Raw genomic sequence first — 22,238 nt, 5'->3', positions numbered from 1 at the left:
CGCATGAACATCCACACCGCTTCCCGCCGCGCCACGCGGCTCAGGCTCGCCGCGGCCGTCGCCGCTCCACTGCTCGTCCTTGGCGTCGCCTGCGGCGGGGGAGACGACGCGGGCTCGAAGGCGAGCGACAAGATCGCCTCCGTACCCGATGAGCCCACCGCGGACGGGGCCGCCGGCAAGGACAAGGGCTCATCGAAGCCCACCGCCGAAGGCAAGAGCGCCTTCTTCGACGCGCAGCTGACCTACGTGCGGTGCATGCGGACCAAGGGCGGCGTGAAGGACTTCCCCGACCCCAAGCTGAGCGGCTATCTGAACTGGCCGGAGATTGACAAGATCACCGACCCGAACGGTGGTGGCGAGGAGCAGAAGGGCGGCAAGAACGGCGTCTGTTTCCCGGAGCTGTCCGAGGCCATGAAGCTGGAGCCCAAGCGCGACTCACAAAAGGACTACGAGTCCATGCTCGCGCACGCCACCTGCATGCGCGAGAACGGCGTCCCGCAGTTCACCAACCCCACCATGTCCGGCGGCGGAGTCATGCCCGGCGGCGACCCCGACCCCCTCAACTCGACGATCGACCACCAGTCACCCGCCTACAAGCAGGCTCGCGAGGCGTGCAAGGGCAAGCTGCTTGAGGGCCTGGACGGAATGCAGTGATGAGGCGCCGCACTGGATTCCTCGTCGGCGGGGCCGCGGTGGCCGCCGCGGCGTTGGGCGCGGGAGCCCTGGCGTACGGCGGTGGTGACGCCGATGACGGCCGCGGCGAACTGCCGCCCGCCACCGTCGCGATCACCCGAGCCGACCTCGTACAGTCCAAGACGATCGACGGAAAGATCGATTTCGCGCGGCGCCGTGCGGTGAAGTCGGCGACCCCTGGCACGGTGACCGTCTCGGCGCGGGTGGGCGCAACGATCAGCCGCGGCCAGGCCCTGTACGAGCTCGACGACAAGCCGGTCACGCTGCTGTACGGCCCGGTGCCCGCCTTCCGCGACATGAAGGTCGGCGCCCGCGGCAGCGACGTACTCCAGTTGGAGCGCAACCTCGTCGCGCTCGGCTACGGCGCAGGGCTCTACACCGACCCGCGCTTCGACAGGGCGACGGAAGCCGCCGTCAAACAGTGGCAGAAGTCCCTCAACCGCACGCCAAGCGGCCAGGTCGGCAAGGGGGACGTCGTCTTCCAGCCCGAACAGGTCACCGTCGTCCGCGCAGACGCGGCGCTCGCCGACCAGGTGGGCCCCGAAACGGCCGCCCTCACCGTCGCCTCGACCAAGCCCGTCATACGCGCCGAACTCGACCAGGCCGATGCGTCGCTCACCGCGAAGGGCACCAAGGTCGAGGTGACTTTGCCCAGTGGCACCACCAAGCGGGGCCGGGTCGCGGGAACCGTCCAGCCGCCGGGCTCGGACGGCTCGGATGATGCGGACGCCGCGCCCCCGGAGGGCATCACGGTCGAAGTCGCCCTGGACGGCGGCACCTCAGCGGTGTCCGGTGAGGACACCAAGGCCACGGCGAGCGTGAAGTTCGTCAGCGAGAGTCGCAAGGGCGTCCTGACGGTCCCGGTGGAGGCGATCGTCGCGCTACGCGGCGCGGACGGCGGCTATGGACTGCAAGTGGTCCAGGGCACCACGTCCCGGATGGTGCGGGTGGAGACGGGGATGACGGCAGACGGCCGCATCGAGGTCAGCGGCCCGCAGATCAGGGACGGTCTTACGGTCGGAGTGGCCACGGAATGACAACCTCCACACCCGGCTCGGCGCCCGTCGTCGAACTGCGGGACGTCAGCAAGGCGTACGCCGGTGATGTGCACGCCCTACGCGGCGTGAGCCTCACCGTGTGCGCGGGCGAACTCCTGGCGATCGTCGGCCCGTCCGGGTCGGGAAAGTCAACGATGCTCAACGTCATCGGCACGCTCGACCCGCCCACAGTGGGCACGGTCCGCGTTGCCGGGTACGACGTGGGCGGCCTGTCGGACGCGCAGTTGTCCGCGCTGCGCTCCCGCCACATCGGCTTCGTGTTCCAGCACTTTCATCTGGCGGCGGGCCGCGATGCCATCGACAACGTCGCGGATGGGCTCTTGTACGCGGGCGTGCCCCGCAAGGAGCGCCGGGCCCGGGCCCGCGCCGCCCTGGAACGCGTCCGCCTTGGCCACCGCCTCGACCACCGGCCCGCCGAACTCTCCGGCGGTGAAAAGCAGCGCGTGGCCATCGCCCGCGGGCTGGTCGGCGAGCCGGACCTGCTGCTCGCCGACGAACCGACCGGCGCCTTGGACACGGCGTCCGGCGAGGTCGTCATGGAACTGCTCCATGAGCTGAACGCGGGGGGCACCACGATCTGCGTGATCACCCACGACCACGAGATCGCCGGCTCACTGCCGCGCCAGGTCCGCTTTCGCGACGGCGAGATCGTGGCCGACTCCGGTGCCAAGGAAGCCAAGGAAGCCAAGGAAGCCCGAGAAGCTCAGCAGGGTAAGCAAGGTAAGCAAGGTAAGCAAGCACAGCAAGGCAAACAAGCCCAAGAAGCACAGCAAGGCAAACAAGCCCAAGAAGCACAGCAAGGCAAACAAGCCCAGCAAGTGAGGTCACGATGAGTCGCCCTAAGCGGCAGTCGGCGCCCACCGGCGGGCTGCCTCCACTGAAGCCCTCCCGGCTCTCGCCGCGCGACATCCTCGGCCTCGGCGCGGTCGGTCTGCGCGCCCGCCGCGCCCGCGTCGTCCTGTCTGCCCTTGGCATCGCCATCGGGATCGCCACGATGGTCGCCGTGGTGGGCCTGTCCCAGTCCAGCAAGTCGGATCTGCTGGCCCAGCTTGACCGTCTCGGTACCAACCTCCTCACCGTCGAGGCGGGCAAGGACGCGCTGGGCCAGGAGGTGCGGCTGCCGAAGTCGGCGGTGGCGATGGTCGAGCGCATCGGCCCCGTTCAGCACGCCACGGCGACCGGCAACGTGGACGCCAAGATCCGCCGCAGCGACGTGGTGCCCGAGGAACGGACGGCGGGCGTCACCACCCAGGCGGCCCGCACGGACCTTCTGACGGCCCTGGGCACTCACGTGGCCAAGGGGACCTGGCTGAACGAGGGCAACGAGCGGCTGCCCGTCACGGTCCTTGGCTCGGTCGCCGCACAGCGCCTTGGCATCACCGAACCGGGCGGGAAGATCATGATGAATGACGAGTACGTCGTCGTGATCGGCATCCTGGGGCCCGTCGAACTGGTCCCCACGCTGGACTGCGTGGCGCTGGTCGGCTTTCCCGCGGCCGAACGGTACTTCCGCTTCGACGGCCACCCCTCGATGATCTTCGAGCGCTCCGCGGACGCGGCGGTCGAGGACGTACGCGCCGTCTTGGCCCGCACGGTCAGCCCCGGCGCCGAAGGCTCCGCCAAGGTCTCCCGCCCCTCGGACGCGCTCGCGGCAAAGGCGGCGACCGACAAGGGCCTGACCACCTTGATGCTCGGCCTGGGCGCGGTGGCGCTGCTGGTCGGCGGGGTGGGCGTGGCCAACACCATGGTCATCTCGGTGTTGGAACGCCGCCAGGAGATCGGCCTGCGCCGCGCGATCGGCGCCACCAAAAACGCCATTCGCCTGCAATTCCTCACGGAATCGCTGCTGTTGTCGGCCATCGGCGGCGCGACGGGTGCCGTGCTCGGCGCGGCGGCAACGTACGGATTCGCCCTCGCGCAGGGCTGGACGGCCGTAATCCCCCCGTGGTCATTGGCGGGCGGCCTCGCGGCGACGCTGCTCATCGGCGTGTTGGCCGGCCTCTACCCGGCGGTGCGGGCATCGCGCCTGCACCCCACGGTTGCCTTGAACGCCATCTGACCCGCTGACCTCGGGGTGAGGCGGCCCTGACCGCCACCGCTGGCAGGTGCCGGGGGAGCGTGGCCGTGCGGGTGCCAGTAGCGGTGCGCACCACGTCCGGGCACGTCAGAAGTGGTGCGCGCCGCAGCTGGGCGTACGTGAGGGGCAGTTCGCGCCGCATCCGGTGGTTAGCCGGAGGCGGCGTGTTTCTGCGTCCGGAGGCTGCTCGGCGCCGTTGTGCGGGGTTCGGCGGCCGGAATCCGGTGGTGGAGGTCTTCCAGCATGGTGTGCATCGCCAGCCGGAAGACCTCGCCCTGATGGTCGCCGAGGAAGGAGGTGTGCCCGAACACCTCCAGGACGACGAGGCCGTGCATATGCCCCCACATGCTCACCAGGAGAGAGACCGCGGGGGGTGGCAGGTTTCCCATGCCGTCCGGTGGCAGATGCTCCAGATGTGCTCGGAGTGCGGGCGACAGCGGAGGGCTGTTGGCCGCGGCGAGTTGGGCCGTGGTGAGCCCGCCGTACAACTCGTTTTGAAAGAGCGCGCTCATCCGCCGGACCGCCCGAGTAGTCGGGCCGTCGGCGGGCGCCGAGTAGTACCGCAAAGGCGTCCCGTAGATGAGCTGAAATCGCTCCGGGTGGGCGATGGCCCATCGGCGGTAGCTCTCGGCCGCGGCCACTAAGCGCGGTAGGTCCGAGTCGTCGGCCGCGGCGTCCACGGCAGCCTGCACCGCATCGGCCAAGTCGTCGTACGTCTTGACGACGAGGGCTGTAACGAGGGCGTCCCGATTCGGAAAGTAGTGGTAGAGCGCCTGCACCGTCATACCCAGGCTGCGCGCGACCGCTCGCAACGACAGCGCCGAAGGCCCGTGTTCGACGATCTGCGCCTCGGCGGCGTCCAGGATCTCTTGGGTGGCAGCGGCCCGACGCCGCTGGCGCAGGGAGGGCACGGCCGTTACGTCTTCATCTACGGGCATGCGGCGACCGTACGTCGATGGCCCCTGCGGGACAGCGGAAGTCATGAGCTGTGAGGAAAATCTAACACTGCCAAATCTTTGCTTGCCTTACTAACGTCATTTCCCGGCGACGAAGAGTGCACCACCGCACCTGTCCTTGACGGGGTGTGGGGCCAACGCGCAGTGCTGCGCTGGCACTCCATGGCTCAACCCCGCCTGCTGCACGTCGTTTTCACCGTAGAAGTAAAGGGAGATTGTACGTGTTTGACCGCATAGCCGAACTGGCGATTCGCCGGTCCCGGCTGGTACTCATCGTCGCTGCCGTGGCCGTGGCCCTCATGGGCATCGCAGGCGCCGGCGCATTCAGCAAGCTGCAAGGGGGCGGCTACGACGACCCGACCTCACAGTCCACCCGAGCCGGGGAGGCCATCGACAAGAAGTTCGGCGGAGAGACGAACCTGGTCCTGCTCGTCAGCGCCCCCGAAGGGCGCATCGAGGCCCCGGCGGCCAAGCACAGCGGCCAAGCCCTGGTGGCCGACCTCAAGAAAGAGCAACACCTTGAGAACGTGGTCTCGTACTGGGACACGGGCAGCCCCGCCCTGCGCTCCAAGGACGGCACCAACGCCATGGTGCTAGCCCATGTGAAGGGCGACGACACCGAGCGGGAAAAGAACGCCACGAGCATCATCGACGACTACACCGGCACGCGCCAAGGCGACCTCACGGTCCGCGCCGGCGGCGGCGCCGCGGTCAACAGCGACTTGGCAACACAGAGCGGCAAGGACCTCCTCCTGGCCGAAGCCATCGCCGTACCGCTGACCCTCGTGCTGCTCCTGGTCGTCTTCGGCAGCCTGGTCGCCGCACTGCTGCCGCTGGTCATCGGCATCATCGCCATCGCGGGGACGTTCGCGGAGCTGTATCTCCTCGGCAGCGCCACCGACGTCTCCATCTTCGCGACCAACCTGACCACGGCTCTAGGCCTCGGTCTTGGCATCGACTACGCCCTGCTGATGATCAGCCGGTTCCGGGAGCAGCTCGCGACCGGGGCGAGCGTGGACGACGCCGTGCGGCACACGGTGCGCACCGCGGGCCGTACGGTCGCGTTCTCCGCTGCCACGGTGGCGGTCGCGCTCGCGGCACTCATGCTGTTCCCGCAGTTCTTCCTGCGCTCGTTCGGCTACGCCGGCGTCGGGGTCGTCCTCATCGCAGCCATCAGCACCCTGTTCGTGATGCCGGCCCTGTTCGCCGTCCTGGGGCACCGGGTCAACAAGGGCCGGCTGCCGTGGGCGAAGCCGGGGCGCTCCGACGCCCGGGCGCCCATGTGGGGACGGCTGGCCCGCACCGCCATGCGGCGGCCCGCGCTCACCGCGCTGCCGGTGCTCGCCGTACTGCTCGTGGCCGCAAGCCCGCTGCTGGGCCTCACCTTCGGCACCCCGGACGAGCGCGTGTTGCCCGATGACGCGCAGAGCCGCCAGGTCTCCGCTGCACTACAAAAGAACTTCGACGGCAACGACGCCGCAGCTCTGCACGTGGTCATCGACAAGCCCGTAAGCAAGACCCCCTTGGGCTCGTACGCGGCCGAACTGTCCAAGCTCAAGGGCGTTGCCCGCGTCGAAGCCAGCACGGGAACCTACACCGAGGGCCAGTCCGCAGCGGCCGGCCCCAGCAACGCCGCCCTTGGCCGTCCCGACGCGCAGCGCATCAACGTGGTGAGTGCCTTGGAGCCGAAGTCGGACGCGGCTCAAGCCCTGGTCGAGGAGGTCAGGGCGGCCACCCCGCCCGACCGATCGAACCCCCTAGTGGGTGGGGCCGACGCCGAACTGGTGGACTCCAAGGACTCCATCAGCAGCAGGCTCCCGCTCGCGCTTGGCCTGATCGCCGTGACCACCTTCGTGCTGCTCTTCCTGTTCACCGGCAGCATCGTGCAACCGCTGCGTGCGCTGGTCCTCAACATGATCAGCCTGGGTGCGGCCCTTGGCGTCATGACCTGGATGTTCCAGGACGGTCACCTCTCCTCCGTGTTCGGCTTCACCGCGCAGCCGATGGACACATCGATGACCGTGCTGGTGTTCTGCATCGCCTTCGGCCTCTCGATGGACTACGAGGTGTTCGTCACCAGCCGGATCAAGGAACTCCACGATCAGGGCGAGGACAACGAATCGGCCGTGGTCAACGGCCTCGGGCACACCGGACGCATCGTCAGCGCGGCAGCCGTCCTGCTCGCGGTGAGCTTCTTCGCCTTCGGGACGGCCAAGCTCAGCTTCATGCAGATGTTCGGCCTGGGCAGCGGGCTGGCCATCCTCATCGACGCCATCGCCATCCGCGGCGTCCTCGTACCTGCCGCGATGCGCCTACTCGGCCGCTCGGCCTGGTACGCGCCCCGCCCCCTGAAGAAGCTCCACGAGCGGTTCGGCCTCAGCGAAGGCACCCCGGCGCCCGCACCCGCGGCCGTGCCGGAGCCCGCAGCGGAGTCCGCGTACGCGAAGGACTCGACGGGAGTCTGATCCCACAGAGATCGCACCCCCGCGCTGTGCCCGCCTCCACTGCACCGGAGGCGGGCACGGTCGAGCGCTGGTTCGCCGAGCTGACATGCCGCAAACTCCGCCGCTGCGCCCACCGCAGCGTCACCGCTTGCGCTACTGACTTGTCCGGGCGGTCCTGCCGGGACGGCTGAGCGAGGGGCCCTGGTGTGGATGGTCGTACGGTCCGGCCCAGCCTGGTTGGCGACAACAGGCAATCTCGCCGCCGCCCAGTGCACTTCACTCGTGTGACAGAAAGGTGATTGCCAGGCTGTCCAGAAAACATCTTGGACTTCCCGGCCGCGCGGGTAGGTTGGTGGCTCTCATCGTGGCTCGTGCCATGCAAGGGGGAGCATGTCATTCGAGGCGGAGTGGGCTCAATTCAAGGCTGATGCTGTTCAGCACCACGCCCCGTTGATGCGACTCGCATCCACCGAGCAAAGCGCCACGGAAGGGTTGCACCCTGCCGGCGTGGACCTGGGTCTTACGGACGGGCCCATACGGACCAAGGCATCGGAAATTCAACTGGCGAATGCCGACGCGAAAGAGAAATCGAAACTGGACGACGCGGCGGCGGCAGGGAAAATCCACTCCGGATGGGCCGCCGGCCCCGCGAGCAATGCGTGTGTCTCCGCCTGGCAGAAGCGGTTGCGTGGTCTCAGCGATGTGGTGGAGGACGCAGCCGCCGCGCTGACAAAAGCGATGGACAAGCAAATTAGCGACGACGTCTCCGTAGCGCAGCGCCTCCGGGCTCAGGCCGACTGGCTGGAGGATGCCTGATGGTTTCCGTCAGCGAACTGAAAAGCGCCAAGGCCGCCACATGGCGTGCCGCTGCTGATGACGCGGTAGCAGCCGTGAAGCAATGCGAAGGCATCGGCTCCTTCACCCGAGACGAGGTAGCGGCGACCCTGCGGCAGTGTTGGGTGGGAGATACCGGAAGCGCCGCTCGTACGCGCTTCGTCAAGCATGCAGACGACTATGACGCGGCTGCTCTCGCCTTGCGCGCCGTGGTCACGGTGTACGACGACCTTGCCGATGCCATCGGCGCCGCGCAGCGGGATCTCACGAGTGCTCTCGATTACGCCCGCACTCATGAGCTGAAGGTCGATGACAGCGGGCGGGTCAGACTAGGGAAGACCGTCGCTCGGCATCACGCACGTGAAACTGGAGACGGCCAGGGGCGTCATCGAGAACAACAAGGCGAGCTTCACGCTCGCTGATGGTACTTATCTGGGCGACCTCGGTGACTCGGAGCTGACGAAGTACATCGAAGAGAATCCCAATGAGAATATCCGGCTGAGCGCTTACCACTTGAAACAGCTCAGCGAACAGCCGTACGGTGCCGACACCGACAAGCAGCTGTTCACCCTCTATGCAGCTGACACCCCAGACGTACGCGAGAAGAACGAGCAGCAAGGCGATGAGTCGGGGGACCGGGGAGGGCACATCAGGGCCCGCGGTGAAAACTGGGACAAGCTACAGCCTCACCTGGAGGACGCGATGGCCTGGGAGGCGCTGAGCGACGAGCAGCGCGCCAAGGCAATGCATCAACTTGAGACGAACACACCTGCCGGGCATCACGTGTCGATCGAACCGATCTACGCGGCAGGCGGTCCCACCACAGGAACCGGCAATGATGACCCCGAACCTGGGACGCCGTCACCTAGCCCGGGGCCACCGCCGACTCCGCCGTCGAACGGCTGACCCAATGAACAAGACCAGCGTTACCGCCGTCACCCTCGCGCTCGTCGCCACCCTGGCGGCATGCGGGCCGACGAAGGACGACGCTTCGCGCGCGCTGAGCCCGATGCCCAGTAACGTTCCCGCGCTCCCCACGTACAAGACCGCCGATGCCGTGATGAAGGCCATGGGCGCGGCCGGCCTGGAGTGTGAGCTGCTGCGTCGCGCACGGGCGAACTTCGGCTCCGGGTTGGACTGTGTAACCGAGATAGAGGGAGTGAAGGTCGAGAACGAGATCCACGTACTCGATCCGCACAGATTCAGCCGGAACGACATGGGTGACTCCATCGCGGGCAGACGCGAAGCGCCGTACAACCACACCATCGTCGCGGCGGGTAACTGGTACGTCTGGGTGAGGTATGCGGACTTCGCTCCACGGGTCGCCGAAGCCCTCAAAGGCGTCGTTCTGAAGCCCGTAGCACCCGCCTAGTGTCGTGAGTCGGAAGATCACTTGCGGTTGCAGGGTGGGGTGATGCCTGGTCCGAGGCCGCTGGTGGTGGAGTCGTCCGATCACGAACGCAGGGTGCTGCGGGACTGTTTGTGCAGGTAGACGGTGTCTCAGGCGCTGGTGTTGCGGTCGAGGTCTGTGCTGATGTGTGCGGAGGGCCGGTCGAACGCTGAGGTGGCGGAGGATCTAGGGATCTCGCGGGAGACCGTACGCACATGGCGGTCGTGGTTCGTGGCCGACCGCATGGAGGGCTGGGTGGACAAGCCGCGTTCGGGGCTCCTCGGAAGATCACGGATGAACGGGTCGAGAGCCTGGTCGCCCGGACGCTGGACCAGGTGCCGCCGGCGAGATCCTCGAAACCCTCGCCGCATACTGCACGCGAAGTAACGACTCGGGACAGTAGTTGGTCGGTGGCGTTGAGCGGGTCGAGCACAAATTGCCGCACCGCACGCACGGGGTTGGGCGAACGCTCCACCCAGCCCGGCTGCTCAGACCGCTTGACGACGTTGGAGCAGGCGCGAGAGCAAGCCGCTGGCGAGGTGGGCCAGATCGCTCACCGCAGACGCCGTTCCGCACCCGCCCCGGCCCAGCGCCCCGGCGCGCCGCGGATCGCGGTGGCCGGGGCGCCCCGTACCGAGGCTCGGGCAGGTGCTGTACGCGCGGTGGCCCGTTAGGGCCGAACCGCCACCGCATCCACTTCGAACAACATCCCCGGCAGCGCGAGCGAGGCGACGCCGCTCAGCGTCTGGGTCGGCAGCCGGTCACCAAAGCGGGCGTGCAGTGCCTTGCCGAGGACTCCCAGCTTGTCGAGGTCGTGATCGACGATGAAGGTGCCAAGGCGGACCACGTGCTCATATCCGAGGCCGACCCCCTCCAACGCCGACCGCAGCCGGTCAAAGGCCAGGTCTACCTGGGTCGCGAAGTCGCCGGGCACGGGGGTGCCGGTGGCGTCAGAGGCGTACTGGCCGCCGATGAAGACAAGTTCGCCGGGCGCCGAGACGGCGTGGCTGTAGCCGAACGGTGTCGGGTCATGGAGAGCGGCGGGATTGGTGATGGTGCGCTGATCGGACGTCATGTCTCCTCGAACATACGCACGGTATCGCGCATTCCCGAAGACCAGCGGTCCACGTCCGCTGCGCGCGCCGTTGGATATCGACGTCAGGCGGTAGGGACGGCTGAGGCAGGTCAGATGCCTATTCCAGTGCGACTTCACGTCGCCCAGGGTGTTGAGCCGTGAGCCGTGAGCCGTGAGCCGTGAGCTGCGATCCGCGATCCGCGAGCCCCGAACCATGGCCAAGCGCCGAGAAGGCACCCTGCTCCCTTCGCTGAGCTAGGCCGCCGACCGGCGGGACACGGCTTCTGCGCGCTGTTCCCCGGGCAGCAGGGGGCAGGGGGCAGGGGAGCGCGGGGGCCTGGCCATGGGTTTCGCCGCCGATATCCTGCGCGACGTGAGCAACTCATACGCGGGCCTAGACGATGCTGAAGTGGCGATAGCTGCGGTACGCGCCGGCGCGAACATCGTGCACACCATGTACGGCCAGCGGCTCCCCCGTATCGACAAGGGCGCCGGGGACTTCGCCACCGCCGCCGACATCGAGGCCGAGAACGCGATCCTCGGTGTCATCCGTGCCGCCCGGCCTGATGATGCGGTGCTCGGCGAGGAGAGCGGGCAGCAAGGCGCCGCCGAGGCTGCGCGTCAGTGGCTGGTAGATCCCCTGTGCGGCACGCTGAACTATGCGGTCGGCAACATGTTGGTGGCTGTCAACGTGGCACTGCGCGACGGGGCGGCAGCCGTGGCCGACCCGTTCAGTGGCGATGTCTTTTGCACCGATGGCGCCACCGCCTGGGTGCGGCAGGGCGAGGCCGATACGCGGCTGGTGCCCACACCCGTCACCCAACTGGTGGACGTCAACCTGGACCCGCCATTCCCGAGCGCGCCCGGCTTTCGGAGCGTGGATCTACTGGCCCACCCCCGGTTCGTCGAGCGCTTCCGGCCGCGAGTTGTGTCCACGACGCTGGCACTGGCCTGGGTCGCCGCGGGCAAGCGCGCCGCTTACGTCACTGATGGCGGGGATCTGTCGGGGAGCGTGCACTTCGCCGCCGGCATCGCGTTGTGTCGGGCCGCCGGCTGTCTGGTCACCGGGATCGACGGCACCCCGCTCGGACAGGCGAGCCGCGGACTTGTCGTGGCTGCCGACGCCGAAACCCATGGGCTGCTGATGTCGATGATCCGCGGCCGAAGCTAGGGCCGTCTTCACACTCGCGCCGTCTGGCGGCACTTGCCCGCGGAGGCCGAGCTGACCGGCGTTGACTAGCTCGGCGCGCGGTAACGGACGGCGGCGGCCGACCGGCCGAGCCGCCCCCTTGGACCCCGTGGCTGCCGATCCGGCCGGGTGGACCGGACTGCACCGGGCAGCTGGGGTCGCTTCGTAGGTCCAAAGTGCGCGGAGTCGTCGTTGAAGATTGAACGTGACGTCTGAATGCCGCCGGACTCGCAGGGCGTTCCGGTCTTGGATTGAGCTTGTCCAAGGCCGGAGCAAGGCCGGAACAAGGGATTTACGGAGATGACGATGAACGGTACGACGGCGCTCGACGGCAAGGTAGCGCTGGTGACCGGCGGCAGCCGGGGGATCGGGGCGGCGGTCGCGCTGCGGCTTGCCGAGGACGGCGCAGACGTGGCGCTGACCTACCAGGGCTCGGCCGAGTTGGCCGATGAGGTGGTCGCCAAGATCACCGCGATGGGACGAAGCGGCTGGGCCGTCCGTGCAGACAGCGCAGACCCGGAGGCGGTGTGCGGCGCGGTGGCGGCCGTCGCCGATCGGTTCACGCGGCTGGACATCCTGGTGAACAATGCGGGTGTCGGCGCCGTCGGCCCCATCGAGGCGGTGACATGCGACCAGATCGACCGGGTGCTGGCGGTGAATGTTCGCGCGCCCTACCTCTACGCCCAGGCGGCGCTGCGGTATCTGGTCGGGGGCGGACGGATCGTGAACATCGGCAGCTGCATCGCCCAGCGCGTGGCCTTCCCCGGAGGCGTGCTCTACGCGACCAGCAAGGCCGCTTTGATCGGCTTCACCAAGGGCATGGCCCGCGAGCTCGGCCCGCACGGGGTCACCGTCAACCTGGTCCACCCGGGCCCGACCGACACCGACATGAACCCGGGCGACGGCGACTCCGCCGACTTCCAGCGAGGCTTCACCGCGCTCGGCCGCTACGGCACGGCGGCGGAGGTCGCGGACGCCGTCTCCTACCTGGCCGGTGAGAGCGCCCGATACGTCACAGGTGCGGAGCTGGCGGTGGACGGTGGCTTCGCAGCCTGAGCTCGCGCGGCCCAACGCAGGCCGGGCAGTCCTTGGCGCTCAGCCCGTCACGGCATCGACCCGTGATCTTGGGCAGTGGTTCACGGCTGGGTGATACGTCACCAGGAGGCGTCCGATGCCGAGTGGGACCTGCTGCGGCCTTTGCTGCCCACGGCTGCGACAGGCCATTCCCGGCTGGACGGCCGTATGGTCCTGAACGGCATCGCGTACTAGTTCCGCACCGGGGCTGCCTGGCGGGGCGTATCCAAGCGGTAGGGGGCCTCGGCCACTTGGCCCACCCGCTTCTGCCGGTGGGCCAAGGGCGGCACCTTCGAGCGGACGCTGCAAACCGCGCAGGCGAAGGCGGACGCAGCCGGCGACATCGACTGGGTCGCATCGGCCGACTCCACCCATGTCCCGCGGGTGCCCGGTCGGGACCGGGACGGCCTCGGACCCGACCCGCCCATGTCATCGGCGACAAGGGCTACAACTCGAAGGCGATCCGCTCACCTCTCGTGTGGGCCTAGCCCTTTGACGGCACTCCCTAAAACCGCACCGGAAAGCCGCCCAGCCGCCCACACCACCAGGGCACTGTCCCTTTCGGCGGGAGTGACAACAGGGACCGCTGCGGCACCTTAGCCTTTGGCTGGTTTCGTCAGTCCACCCGGCTCAGTCCTGTGGATAACGTCAAAGCCAACAGATGCGCCCGTGGCGGCCGATGTATCAGCGTACTGATACGCGCGTATCCACCAGGGGCGTACTGATCAGCGAGGAGGACCATGATGGCGTGGATCAGCAGCGGCTTTCGGGCGCTCAGCGGAGAAATGCGTACGCGCTGGCACGGATACTTCATGGGGTACGGGAAAGAGGACTGACGCTTTGGCTGTGCGGGTGGGATGCGTAGCCGGAACGGTGCGTCCCAGCGTGAGCCGCCTGACCCGACACCTCGTGACGAGAGATGCCAAGCCACCCCGGGCAGTGAAGAACACTGATCACCAAGGAGGGCCAAGATGGCGTGGATCATCAGGCGAATTCAGGCGCTCAGCAGCGAAATGCGTGCACGTCGGCAACAGTACGGCGATAGGTACGGACGGGGCGCCTAAAACCCTGAAACCCTGCCCATAGGGGATCGGCGGCACCGCCACATCCCCTCCGCTCCCAGATGGGGCACAGGACCTCGTGTTCTTAGACAGCAAGAGCTTATGGCCGCACCTGCTGCGGTGGGAGAAACTGGCGGCAGCCGCCGACGGCCCGTTCAGACTTCGTTACGGGACCCTCGTCATCGCCGAAGCGAATGCGGCCCGAGACGTTCTTCTCGACTCGGCTGACAACTACCTGTCGCAGTCCGGGTTCTTCCGGCTCGGGCCGACCCCCCTCGCCCGGGAGTTGCGGGCCCAAGCGTCGCACGAGCTCATCAAGGTGCTGGTCCGGCACGGCCTCAATTCGTCATTCGACATTGACTCCGCCATCCATCAGTTGAGTGACAGCCGCAGCCGACTGCGGCACCAACGATGGGGAGTTGGACTGATCAGGCGATACTTCGCCCCCGTCATAGCGCACCAGCGCCATACCGAGATCAACTCGCTTGTGGACACCTATGTGTCATCGAGCATCGTCGGTGACGACATCGTCGGTCATGCGGTGCGGAGATCACACCGTTCGGTACCTCGCGTACGGGCCGGATTCGCGGAACAACTCCTACGGCTGCCGGCACCGGGAACCGACACAAAGGACCTGGTCGATGTGGTCCTAGGCCTCCCAGGGGAGCTAACTCCGGCGGATCGCGCGCAGTTACTCCAGCGGCTCATCCTATCCGCGGTCGGCTTCACCGGCGTAACTCTCGAATGGGTAGTTCTGCTCGGAATTCAGCACGGTTACAACACTCCAGCAGTACGGCCGGAACAGATCCATTCCCTGGTCAGGGAGACGCTGCGGCTCTACCCCACCGCCTGGCGCTTGGTCAGAGTAGCCGCCGTCGATCACGACATCGCAGGCGTCTCGGTTCGCAAGGGCGAGCATGTTCTGATTGGCACGCACGCAATCCATCGGGCAGGGGCCGTATGGGACGAGCCGTTGGTATTTCGCCCCGCACGCTGGGAGAAACTGACCGACGAACAGAGGCAATCCTATCTTCCCTTTGGAAAAGGGGAAGCAATGTGCCCGGCTAATGGCTTTGCCCTCAAGGTTCTTGAGCATCTTGGTTGCCTTATTCTTCGTCACTACCAGGGAGACGTACGGTTCCGAAAACGGCAGCCCCACGCCCGTACGCTCTTGGCGCCGCCAGCAGGCTGGACCCGCCTCACCAAGGCCGGGAAGACCGCACCCGATGCCTTGACCAGCGCCATGGGATGAGACGTGCGCCCCGGCTCCCCGGCGCCCCCGGCTCCCGCGAGGTGAGTTGCCCCCGCTGGTCGTTCGTGCTCCCTGGGCTTGGCGCCCTGCGGACGGTGAACGGGGCTACTGCATGCCGCGAAGATCGCTCTGAGCCCGGCCCGGCCCAAGAGCCAGCCCTACGGCGCGGAACAGCGCCCACCGCACCATGCCGCTCGGGGCGCGCACGGGCGCTTGGGGCGCGTACGGGCGCTGGGGCGTGCACGGGCGCTCGGGGGACGCAGCCGCCGAGAGGTGCGGAATGCGGAAGCCGGCCCCGGCGGCTCCCATCCGGCCCCGTACCCTCTCCATCAGCCGGGCACTCTCCAGCAGCCCGGCGCTGCCCAGCAGTCCAGCCCCGACGACGAACGTAGGAGTGAACATGTCTTTCCACGATGTGGAGATCGACGCCCTCACCGGCGGCCCCGCCAACCTCGCTCAGTACCGCGGCAAGGCCGTCCTGGTCGTCAACGTCGCCTCGAAATGCGGTCTCACCCCGCAGTACGCGGCACTGGAGAAACTGCACGCGCACTACGCGCCGCGCGGCTTCGCCGTCCTTGGGGTGCCGTGCAACCAGTTCATGGGCCAAGAGCCCGGGACCGCCGAGGAGATCGCCGCGTTCTGCTCGGCCACCTACGGCGTCACCTTCCCCCTGACGGAGAAGACCGACGTCAACGGCGAGCACCGGCACGCCCTCTACACGGAACTCGTCGGCACGCCGGACGCCGAGGGCCACAGCGGTGACATCCGCTGGAACTTCGAGAAGTTCCTCGTCGCCCCCGATGGCAACGTCACCGCGCGCTTCGGTCCCCAGACCGAGCCCGACGCCCCCGAGGTCACCGCCGCCGTCGAAGCCGTTCTGCCCGCCTGACGGCCGCTGTCGGGCCACCGTAACCGCGGGCGCATGGCATCAGTCGCCCGCTCGACGACGCGGCCTGCCTCCTGTCCCCGTCGCGTGGGGTCACCGGGGCGTCGGCGGCGACGCAGGCGCGCTACGTCGGTGTGACCGAGAGCGCCGGCATCCCCGCCGTGCGCACGGCAATGGACCCGTGCGGCGTCCGCAGACGCAACCAACCCCGCGCGGCGAACAGCACCAGCGACGGCTGCTCCCCTATCCCCGCCGTCCCCGCCGTCCCCACCGCGCCTGCGGCCGGGCCGCCACCTTGCGCAGCGTCGGCGGCAGCACCACCGGCCGAGCCGGCGGCGGAACGCGTCACGGGGGAGGCTGCCCCCATCGCCTCCGGGCGCCCGGCGTGGTCCACCGCTGACGAGCCGACAGGAGGAGAATCGCCCGCCGCGGCCGGCGATCTTTCGTCGGATCGGGCAGGCCGCAGAAAGCCCACGGCCTGCGCCGCGTGCACGGCGCGCAGGGGCAACTGCGTAGGTCCGACCGTGCGGGACCAGATCTCATGGCCGATGCGGTCGCGCTCGGCACGCGTACGCTGCTCCTCGGGCAGCGTTTCGTCCCGGGCCCGGAACTCCGCAACCGCCGCAGCGACCGCGTCGCGCACCGCCGCGTCACCCGGCAGCCCCGGCACCCGCCGCCAGCCGCCACGCGGCGGCAGCACGCCGGCCCACGGCGGCCCGGTCACCGGCTCGGGCACGACGACGGTCAGGCCCACCGGCTCGCCCTCGTTCGGAACTGCCCCGGCGCGCTGCCGTGCCGCGTCCAACGCGTCGGCGAACTGCCCAGCCGAGACGGTGATGTCCAACTCCCGCATCACACCGACCACTGGCACGGGCGCCCCCTCAGCACCCGCTTCCGAAGCCGCATCCAGCGCCACAGCATCCGCCGCCAACGCACCCGGCAACGGCCGAGGGGCCGCTGAAGCCGTCGAAGCTGTCGAAGTCAGCATCGCCGTACGAATCGCGAGCACCTCGAACGAGGCCGGCCGGCCGAAGACGGCAAGCACCCCGCCCGCATCCGGTGCTGAACCCGGCACGCTGACCTGTAGCCGTACGGCCGCGGCACGGTCGTAGTGGATCAACCGGGCCAGGAAGGCAGCGAGGGCGACGGCCTCCCTGGCGTCGGCGAAGTGCAGCGTTGGAGCCGTCATACGACGACGGCCTCCTCCTGCTCATTGCCGCGCTTGCGCCGGGCCTCCCGGGGGTCCTCCTCCAAGTACGCCTGCAAGAAACGCTCCTCCACCGGCTTCAGCCGCCGGGGGCGCCCCGCCTCAAGGTCGTACGGGACGACAACCGTGGAAGCCCGCACGTACACGGTCTCCTCGTCCTTGATCTCATACGCGAGGGTCAGCGACGCGGCACTGATCTTCACCACCCACGTTTCGACGGTGACCGGCTCATGCCGGTGCACCAACGGCCTGCGGTAGTCGATCTCGTGCCGCGCAACGACGGACCCGCCCTCGAATGCGTCCCCGTCCGTCTCAGCCGCCAGCCGCCACATCAGGTCTATGCGCGCCTCCTCCAGATAGCGAAGGAAAACGACATTGTTGACATGCCCAAAGGCATCCATGTCCGACCAGCGCAGCGCGCACGAGTAGATATGCCGTGCCATCCCCCTCAGCCCCTGGTCAGCTTCTTGTACGTGGCACGATGCGGACGGGCCGCGTCCGCGCCGAGTCGCTCGACCTTGTTCTTCTCGTACGAATCGAAGTTGCCCTCGAACCAGAACCACTTCGACTGGCCCTCGTACGCCAGGATGTGCGTCGCGACGCGGTCGAGGAACCACCGGTCGTGGGAGACGACCACGGCGCAGCCCGGGAACTCCAAGAGCGCGTTCTCCAGCGAGCCCAGCGTCTCGACGTCCAGGTCGTTGGTCGGCTCGTCGAGGAGCAGCAGGTTGCCGCCCTGCTTGAGGGTGAGCGCCAGGTTGAGGCGGTTGCGCTCACCACCGGAGAGCACCCCAGCGGGCTTTTGCTGGTCCGGCCCCTTGAACCCGAAGGCGCTGACATACGCCCGGGAAGGCATCTCGACCTGGCCGACGTTGATGTAGTCCAACTCGTCGGAGACGACGGCCCACAGGGACTTCTTCGGGTCGATGTTGGAACGGTTCTGATCGACGTAGGAGATCTTGACGGTGTCGCCGACCCTGATTGTGCCGGAGTCGGCAGACTCCAAGCCCTGGATCATCTTGAACAGCGTCGTCTTACCCGCACCGTTCGGGCCGATGACGCCGACGATGCCGTTGCGCGGGAGCGTGAAGGAGAGATCATCGATGAGGACCTTGTCACCGAACGCCTTGGTCAGCTTCTCCACCTCGACCACGACGCTACCCAGCCGCGGGCCCGGCGGGATCTGGATCTCCTCGAAGTCCAGCTTCCTGGTCTTCTCCGCCTCGGCGGCCATCTCCTCGTAACGAGTCAGCCGCGCCTTGGACTTGGCCTGCCGCCCCTTGGCGTTGGAGCGGACCCAGTCCAACTCTTCCTTGAGACGCTTGGCGCGCTTCGCATCCTTCTGCCCCTCGACCTTCAGCCGGGTGGCCTTCTTTTCGAGGTAAGTGGAGTAGTTGCCCTCGTACGGGTGGGCACGGCCGCGGTCGAGTTCAAGAATCCACTCGGCGACGTTGTCGAGGAAGTACCGATCGTGGGTGACGGCGACGACGGTGCCGGCGTACTTGGCGAGGTGCTGCTCCAACCACTGCACGGACTCGGCGTCCAGGTGGTTGGTTGGCTCGTCGAGCAGCAGCAGGTCAGGGGCCTCAAGCAGCAGCTTGCACAGCGCCACACGGCGGCGCTCACCACCGGAGAGGTTCGTCACCGGCCAGTCTCCGGGCGGGCAACCGAGGGCATCCATGGCCTGCTCAAGCTGGGTGTCGAGGTCCCAGGCGTTGGAGTGGTCAAGATCTTCCTGGAGCTTGCCCATCTCCTCCATCAACGCGTCCGAATAGTCGGTCGCCATCAGCTCGGCGACCTCATTGAAGCGCTTGAGCTTGCCCATGAGCTCCGCGGCGCCGTCCTGCACGTTCTGCAAGACCGTCTTGGACTCATCCAACGGCGGCTCCTGCAGGAGCATGCCGACGCTGAAGCCGGGCGCGAGGAAAGCATCGCCATTGGACGGCTGCTCAAGACCAGCCATGATCTTGAGGACAGTTGATTTGCCCGCGCCGTTCGGACCGACGACACCGATCTTCGCTCCCGGCAGGAAGCTCAAGGTGACGTCGTCGAGGATCACCTTGTCGCCGTGGGCCTTTCGGGCCTTGCGCATGGTGTAGATGTACTCAGCCAAGAGAAACCGTCCGGCAATCATGAGGGTGGGCAGATAGAACCATCTTGCCGTACGCGTAGAGCTGGGCGAAAACCAGTAAGGCCCCGGGCACCCACAACGCTGCCCATTACACGGTCCGGCGTGTCGGGGGAGTGGGGCTGTGGGGCTCTGGGTGGGGGGCTTCCCCCCACCCCCTCCCCTCCCCTCCTCCCACCCCCTCCGCCGCGCTCAGCCCCGTGCGCCGCCCCTGCCGTCCGCCGGCCCCGGCCGGCAGCGTCACCGTCCGCCCCGGCCCGTATCTCGTGATCGAGCGGTCACGGAAGGCCAGCTAGCGGCTACGTAGCGAGCCGGTCGGCCTCGGGCCCCAGGAGGGAGCTCGATGGAGAACTCGATGGATAGAGGCCGACCGTCCTCCAGACCGGCGGAGGCCCGCCTGTGCCGCACGCGGCCGGTGGGCTCGCCGTGGCCGGACGGAGTCGGATGGGCTCAGGGGACTCCGACTAGATGATCGATATCAAGGGCTCAGTGGTCGGTAACCAGGGATCGGATGATGGGTCGGCCGGTGACGAAGGAGCCCCACCGTGCGCAGGCGGGTCCTGGCCATAGTTGCGCCGCTCGCCGTGACCGGATCACTTGACCTGAAGTGCGGTTGAAGTTTCACGATGATGCGGTGACTGAAAACGGAATCACCCTGATCGACGCGTGGGAACTGCCCGAGGACCGGATCGACGAGTCCATCGCACGCTGGCGGGAGCGCGTGGGGCTCATCCATACCGCCCCCGGCTTCCGGAGTGCGCGGCTGCATCGCAGGCTGTCCCCTGAGTCCCGGCTCGGCCTGGTCAATGTGGCGTACTGGGACAGCATCGAAGCCCGGGACGAGGCGCTGGCGAACCCCGGCTTCACCGCGTCGGCGGCCACCGTGGCCAGCTATGCCACCGTGCACGGTGGCTGGTATGAGGTGGCGGACGAATTGCGCACGGTGGGAAACGGTTCGAGCGAAGGGCCGGGGATCACCTTCGTCCATGCCTTCGAGCTGCCCGCCGAGCGGATCGATGAATTCCTGCCGCACTGGCTCGGCCGCGCAGAGCTGCTGAGCAAGGCGCCCGGCTTCCGGGATAACCGGCTGCACCGTGCGGTGGACCCGGATACTCGTTTCCAGCTGATCAGCATCGCGCACTGGGACAGCCCCGCCGCATGGCACGCAGCAGACGCCGACCCCCGTCTCCAGCAGCACCTGTCCACCTCCCCTGACTTCGCCATCGCCAGTCCAGCACTCGTTCGAGTTGTCGCCGAGTTCTGAGCCCGGGTCGTACGCTCCCGAGCCGTTCGCCCCGGTGGTCGAACCCCGCCACGTAGGCAAGGGGCAACTAAGACGAGTAGTGCCGAGCGCTGTGCGGCGCACGCGTAGCGCGTCGCCCAGCTCGCCTCAGCTGTGGGTCACTCGCTCGGTGGTGTTGCCTTCTTCTTGCGGAGGAAGAGGACCGTCCCGCCGCCGACCGCGACCATGGCGGCGGCTATGCCCGCGATCAAGGGGGCGGGGCTGCTGCTGCCGGTGTCGGCCAGGTCACCGCCCTCCGTGGTGCTCGTCTCCCCAGTGGAGCCGCCCGCTGAGACCGGGCTCGGCTTCGAAGATGGCTGATCGTTGCCTGCGGCCGTAGCGCTGTCCGGGGTGCTGTCTGTAGCGCCGCCCGTGGAGCCGCCACTGCTGCTCGCGGTCTTGCAGTCCAGCATCCCTGCGAACGTCTCCTCAAAGCCGTTCGGGCCAGTGATCGTGATCTTGTACGCCTCATCTTCTTGCACCGGGACCGTGGTGGTCTCGGACGTGCCCGCGGCGACCGTGTGCTCTTGACCCGCCAGCGTGAACATGAACGGCTCATCGCCCCTATTGCTCACCATGATGTCCACGCCGCCCTTGGCGCAATTCTTCTTGGCCGAGAGCGCCGGTATGGCGCCCTTTTTTGCCCAGTTCACCGTGGCCTCGGCGGATACGGTGCTTTCACTGGAACCCGCGAGTATTTGAGTCTGGCTCTTGGCGTGCTGGCCGATGCCGGTGAAGGCCCGGCCAACGGGCACCTTGGTCGCAGCCTCGGCCATCACCTGCGCGGTGCCGTCCGCGGCCCCGGCCCGTACGTCAAGGAAGAGTTTGGTTCCGTTGACTGCCCGGGTGACCGGCTTGCCGTTCTTGCTGACGACCCTCACTCCGGAGGGCACGGTCGTAGCAGGCGGCGCGATGGTGACACTGCTTGCATTCGTACGCACCATCAACGGTCCAAGTCGCTCCCCGGACTTGCCGGAGACCGCAGGCGGGTCGAGGGTTAGCGACGCCTTGGGCTCTGCGACGTCCCGTGCCGCCTTGTACAGATGGTCGGCAAGCTTCTCCGCCTCGGGGTCTACCGCGTCCACCCGGATGTGATCGGAGTAACGCCAAATCGCGACCTGAGTACCGGCTGCCGCGGTCTTCTCGCTCAGCGTGCCCGCGCCAGCGGCCTCGGCAAGCTGAGCGAGATCATTTATCTGCGGGTAGGAGTGCTGAAGAATCCAACGTATTTTCCCCGCATCATCGTTGTTGTGCAGCGAGGAGGCACTCCAGGGCACTTCCTGGTACTTCGCCTGTTCCTGGGTGGGATTGCGGATGTCGATGCAGTAGCTCTGGAGCGTGCCGCCGTTGTCAACGGACATCTCGAAAAGACCAGCGCCGATCTTTTCGTCCTTGCCACCCTCGCGAATGACTGCTTGGTCGAACGTCTTGAGGCCACCGAGCGTCGCCGCAGCACCGCCGTGGTTTCCGAGCCCGTCATCCGCCGCAGCCGGTCCCGCCGCGGTAATCGCGCCCCCTGCGACCAAACCGGAGGCCAGGACCGCGGCGGCAAGGCGGACAGTTCCCCGCCTCATGACAGAAAGCATGGATTTCCCCTCCAGGACGGGCGCGATCGGTCTACCGGCTGCGGCG

General features: G+C 67.7%; 22 protein-coding genes. 14 read left to right on the top strand and 8 right to left on the bottom strand.

Annotated elements, in window-relative coordinates; translation table 11 throughout:
• Positions 1-3 precede the first annotated feature (3 nt).
• Genes FHS42_RS09805 through FHS42_RS09790 form a run of 4 tightly spaced genes read left to right on the top strand, consistent with a single transcriptional unit; the run spans position 4 to position 3,810 of the window.
• Positions 4-654 carry a hypothetical protein gene (locus FHS42_RS09805; protein ID WP_184571082.1) on the top strand — a complete coding sequence of 217 codons (651 nt, stop codon included), beginning with the start codon at positions 4-6 and terminating at the stop codon, positions 652-654.
• The gene (locus FHS42_RS09800) at positions 654-1,730 is read left to right on the top strand and encodes a peptidoglycan-binding protein (RefSeq protein ID WP_184571080.1); all 1,077 of its coding nucleotides are present in this window, start codon (positions 654-656) and stop codon (positions 1,728-1,730) included. Before FHS42_RS09805 ends, FHS42_RS09800 begins: the two co-directional genes overlap by 1 nt.
• On the top strand, positions 1,727-2,584 hold the full coding sequence (locus FHS42_RS09795) for an ABC transporter ATP-binding protein (protein ID WP_184571078.1): 858 nt from the start codon (positions 1,727-1,729) through the stop codon (positions 2,582-2,584). The genes FHS42_RS09800 and FHS42_RS09795 overlap by 4 nt, the downstream gene beginning before the upstream one ends.
• Positions 2,581-3,810: an ABC transporter permease gene (locus tag FHS42_RS09790; protein ID WP_184571076.1), complete on the top strand. Its 1,230-nt coding sequence runs from the start codon at positions 2,581-2,583 to the stop codon at positions 3,808-3,810. The genes FHS42_RS09795 and FHS42_RS09790 overlap by 4 nt, the downstream gene beginning before the upstream one ends.
• Before the next feature lie 167 nt (positions 3,811-3,977).
• Here the strand turns inward: FHS42_RS09790 and FHS42_RS09785 are convergent, their stop codons facing one another.
• Positions 3,978-4,766 carry a TetR/AcrR family transcriptional regulator gene (locus FHS42_RS09785; RefSeq protein WP_184571074.1) on the bottom strand — a complete coding sequence of 263 codons (789 nt, stop codon included), beginning with the start codon at positions 4,764-4,766 and terminating at the stop codon, positions 3,978-3,980.
• A 239-nt stretch (positions 4,767-5,005) separates the two neighbouring features.
• On the opposite strand from FHS42_RS09785, the gene FHS42_RS09780 reads away from it, so the two are divergent.
• Together FHS42_RS09780 and FHS42_RS09775 are read left to right on the top strand one after the other, a co-directional pair.
• Positions 5,006-7,249 carry an MMPL family transporter gene (locus tag FHS42_RS09780; protein ID WP_184571072.1) on the top strand — a complete coding sequence of 748 codons (2,244 nt, stop codon included), beginning with the start codon at positions 5,006-5,008 and terminating at the stop codon, positions 7,247-7,249.
• 369 nt (positions 7,250-7,618) lie between these two features.
• A complete protein-coding gene (locus FHS42_RS09775) occupies positions 7,619-8,044 on the top strand; it encodes a hypothetical protein (RefSeq protein WP_184571070.1) in 426 nt (141 codons plus the stop codon).
• Here FHS42_RS09775 and FHS42_RS36815 read toward each other — a convergent pair.
• Positions 8,017-8,358: a hypothetical protein gene (locus tag FHS42_RS36815; RefSeq protein WP_246494445.1), complete on the bottom strand. Its 342-nt coding sequence runs from the start codon at positions 8,356-8,358 to the stop codon at positions 8,017-8,019. The genes FHS42_RS09775 and FHS42_RS36815 overlap by 28 nt on opposite strands.
• Before the next feature lie 64 nt (positions 8,359-8,422).
• Here FHS42_RS36815 and FHS42_RS36810 point away from each other — a divergent pair, with 64 nt between their 5' ends.
• The 3 genes from FHS42_RS36810 to FHS42_RS09760 all read left to right on the top strand — a co-directional run bounded on the left by FHS42_RS36810 (position 8,423) and on the right by FHS42_RS09760 (position 9,839).
• On the top strand, positions 8,423-8,968 hold the full coding sequence (locus tag FHS42_RS36810) for a hypothetical protein (RefSeq protein WP_246494444.1): 546 nt from the start codon (positions 8,423-8,425) through the stop codon (positions 8,966-8,968).
• A gap of 4 nt (positions 8,969-8,972) precedes the next feature.
• Positions 8,973-9,434: a hypothetical protein gene (locus FHS42_RS09765; protein ID WP_246494443.1), complete on the top strand. Its 462-nt coding sequence runs from the start codon at positions 8,973-8,975 to the stop codon at positions 9,432-9,434.
• A 162-nt stretch (positions 9,435-9,596) separates the two neighbouring features.
• Positions 9,597-9,839 carry a helix-turn-helix domain-containing protein gene (locus FHS42_RS09760; RefSeq protein ID WP_246494494.1) on the top strand — a complete coding sequence of 81 codons (243 nt, stop codon included), beginning with the start codon at positions 9,597-9,599 and terminating at the stop codon, positions 9,837-9,839.
• A 283-nt stretch (positions 9,840-10,122) separates the two neighbouring features.
• Here FHS42_RS09760 and FHS42_RS09755 read toward each other — a convergent pair whose 3' ends face one another.
• Complete coding sequence (locus FHS42_RS09755; RefSeq protein ID WP_184571066.1) at positions 10,123-10,527, bottom strand: RidA family protein; 405 nt, start codon at positions 10,525-10,527, stop codon at positions 10,123-10,125.
• Positions 10,528-10,900: 373 nt separating this feature from the next.
• On the opposite strand from FHS42_RS09755, the gene FHS42_RS09750 reads away from it, so the two are divergent.
• The 3 genes from FHS42_RS09750 to FHS42_RS09740 all read left to right on the top strand — a co-directional run bounded on the left by FHS42_RS09750 (position 10,901) and on the right by FHS42_RS09740 (position 15,103).
• On the top strand, positions 10,901-11,698 hold the full coding sequence (locus FHS42_RS09750) for an inositol monophosphatase family protein (RefSeq protein WP_184571064.1): 798 nt from the start codon (positions 10,901-10,903) through the stop codon (positions 11,696-11,698).
• 324 nt (positions 11,699-12,022) lie between these two features.
• Positions 12,023-12,772: an SDR family NAD(P)-dependent oxidoreductase gene (locus FHS42_RS09745; RefSeq protein WP_376772556.1), complete on the top strand. Its 750-nt coding sequence runs from the start codon at positions 12,023-12,025 to the stop codon at positions 12,770-12,772.
• A gap of 1,158 nt (positions 12,773-13,930) precedes the next feature.
• The gene (locus FHS42_RS09740; RefSeq protein ID WP_184571060.1) at positions 13,931-15,103 is read left to right on the top strand and encodes a cytochrome P450; all 1,173 of its coding nucleotides are present in this window, start codon (positions 13,931-13,933) and stop codon (positions 15,101-15,103) included.
• A 105-nt stretch (positions 15,104-15,208) separates the two neighbouring features.
• On the opposite strand, the gene FHS42_RS09735 is transcribed toward FHS42_RS09740, so the two are convergent.
• Positions 15,209-15,505: a hypothetical protein gene (locus FHS42_RS09735; protein WP_184571049.1), complete on the bottom strand. Its 297-nt coding sequence runs from the start codon at positions 15,503-15,505 to the stop codon at positions 15,209-15,211.
• On the opposite strand from FHS42_RS09735, the gene FHS42_RS09730 reads away from it, so the two are divergent.
• Positions 15,504-15,992, top strand: coding sequence for a glutathione peroxidase (locus FHS42_RS09730; RefSeq protein WP_184571047.1), 489 nt, complete (start codon positions 15,504-15,506; stop codon positions 15,990-15,992). The two genes, FHS42_RS09735 and FHS42_RS09730, sit on opposite strands and share 2 nt — an antisense overlap.
• A 121-nt stretch (positions 15,993-16,113) precedes the next feature.
• Here FHS42_RS09730 and FHS42_RS09725 read toward each other — a convergent pair whose 3' ends face one another.
• The 3 genes from FHS42_RS09725 to ettA are packed head-to-tail and all read right to left on the bottom strand — an operon-like array spanning position 16,114 to position 19,309.
• A complete protein-coding gene (locus tag FHS42_RS09725; RefSeq protein WP_184571045.1) occupies positions 16,114-17,178 on the bottom strand; it encodes a DUF8185 domain-containing protein in 1,065 nt (354 codons plus the stop codon).
• The gene (locus tag FHS42_RS09720) at positions 17,175-17,639 is read right to left on the bottom strand and encodes an acyl-CoA thioesterase (protein WP_184571043.1); all 465 of its coding nucleotides are present in this window, start codon (positions 17,637-17,639) and stop codon (positions 17,175-17,177) included. The genes FHS42_RS09725 and FHS42_RS09720 overlap by 4 nt, the downstream gene beginning before the upstream one ends.
• A 5-nt stretch (positions 17,640-17,644) precedes the next feature.
• Positions 17,645-19,309 carry an energy-dependent translational throttle protein EttA gene (gene ettA, locus FHS42_RS09715; protein WP_184571042.1) on the bottom strand — a complete coding sequence of 555 codons (1,665 nt, stop codon included), beginning with the start codon at positions 19,307-19,309 and terminating at the stop codon, positions 17,645-17,647.
• Between the two features lie 649 nt (positions 19,310-19,958).
• On the opposite strand from ettA, the gene FHS42_RS09710 reads away from it, so the two are divergent.
• Positions 19,959-20,588 carry an antibiotic biosynthesis monooxygenase family protein gene (locus tag FHS42_RS09710; RefSeq protein WP_184571040.1) on the top strand — a complete coding sequence of 210 codons (630 nt, stop codon included), beginning with the start codon at positions 19,959-19,961 and terminating at the stop codon, positions 20,586-20,588.
• 137 nt (positions 20,589-20,725) lie between these two features.
• Here FHS42_RS09710 and FHS42_RS09705 read toward each other — a convergent pair whose 3' ends face one another.
• Complete coding sequence (locus FHS42_RS09705) at positions 20,726-22,192, bottom strand: Cys-Gln thioester bond-forming surface protein (RefSeq protein WP_184571037.1); 1,467 nt, start codon at positions 22,190-22,192, stop codon at positions 20,726-20,728.
• Positions 22,193-22,238: the final 46 nt, after the last annotated feature.

The organism is Streptomyces zagrosensis (genome assembly GCF_014203645.1).
Taxonomy (GTDB): Bacteria; Actinomycetota; Actinomycetes; order Streptomycetales; family Streptomycetaceae; genus Streptomyces; species Streptomyces zagrosensis.
This window is presented reverse-complemented; position numbering and strand designations above follow the sequence as displayed.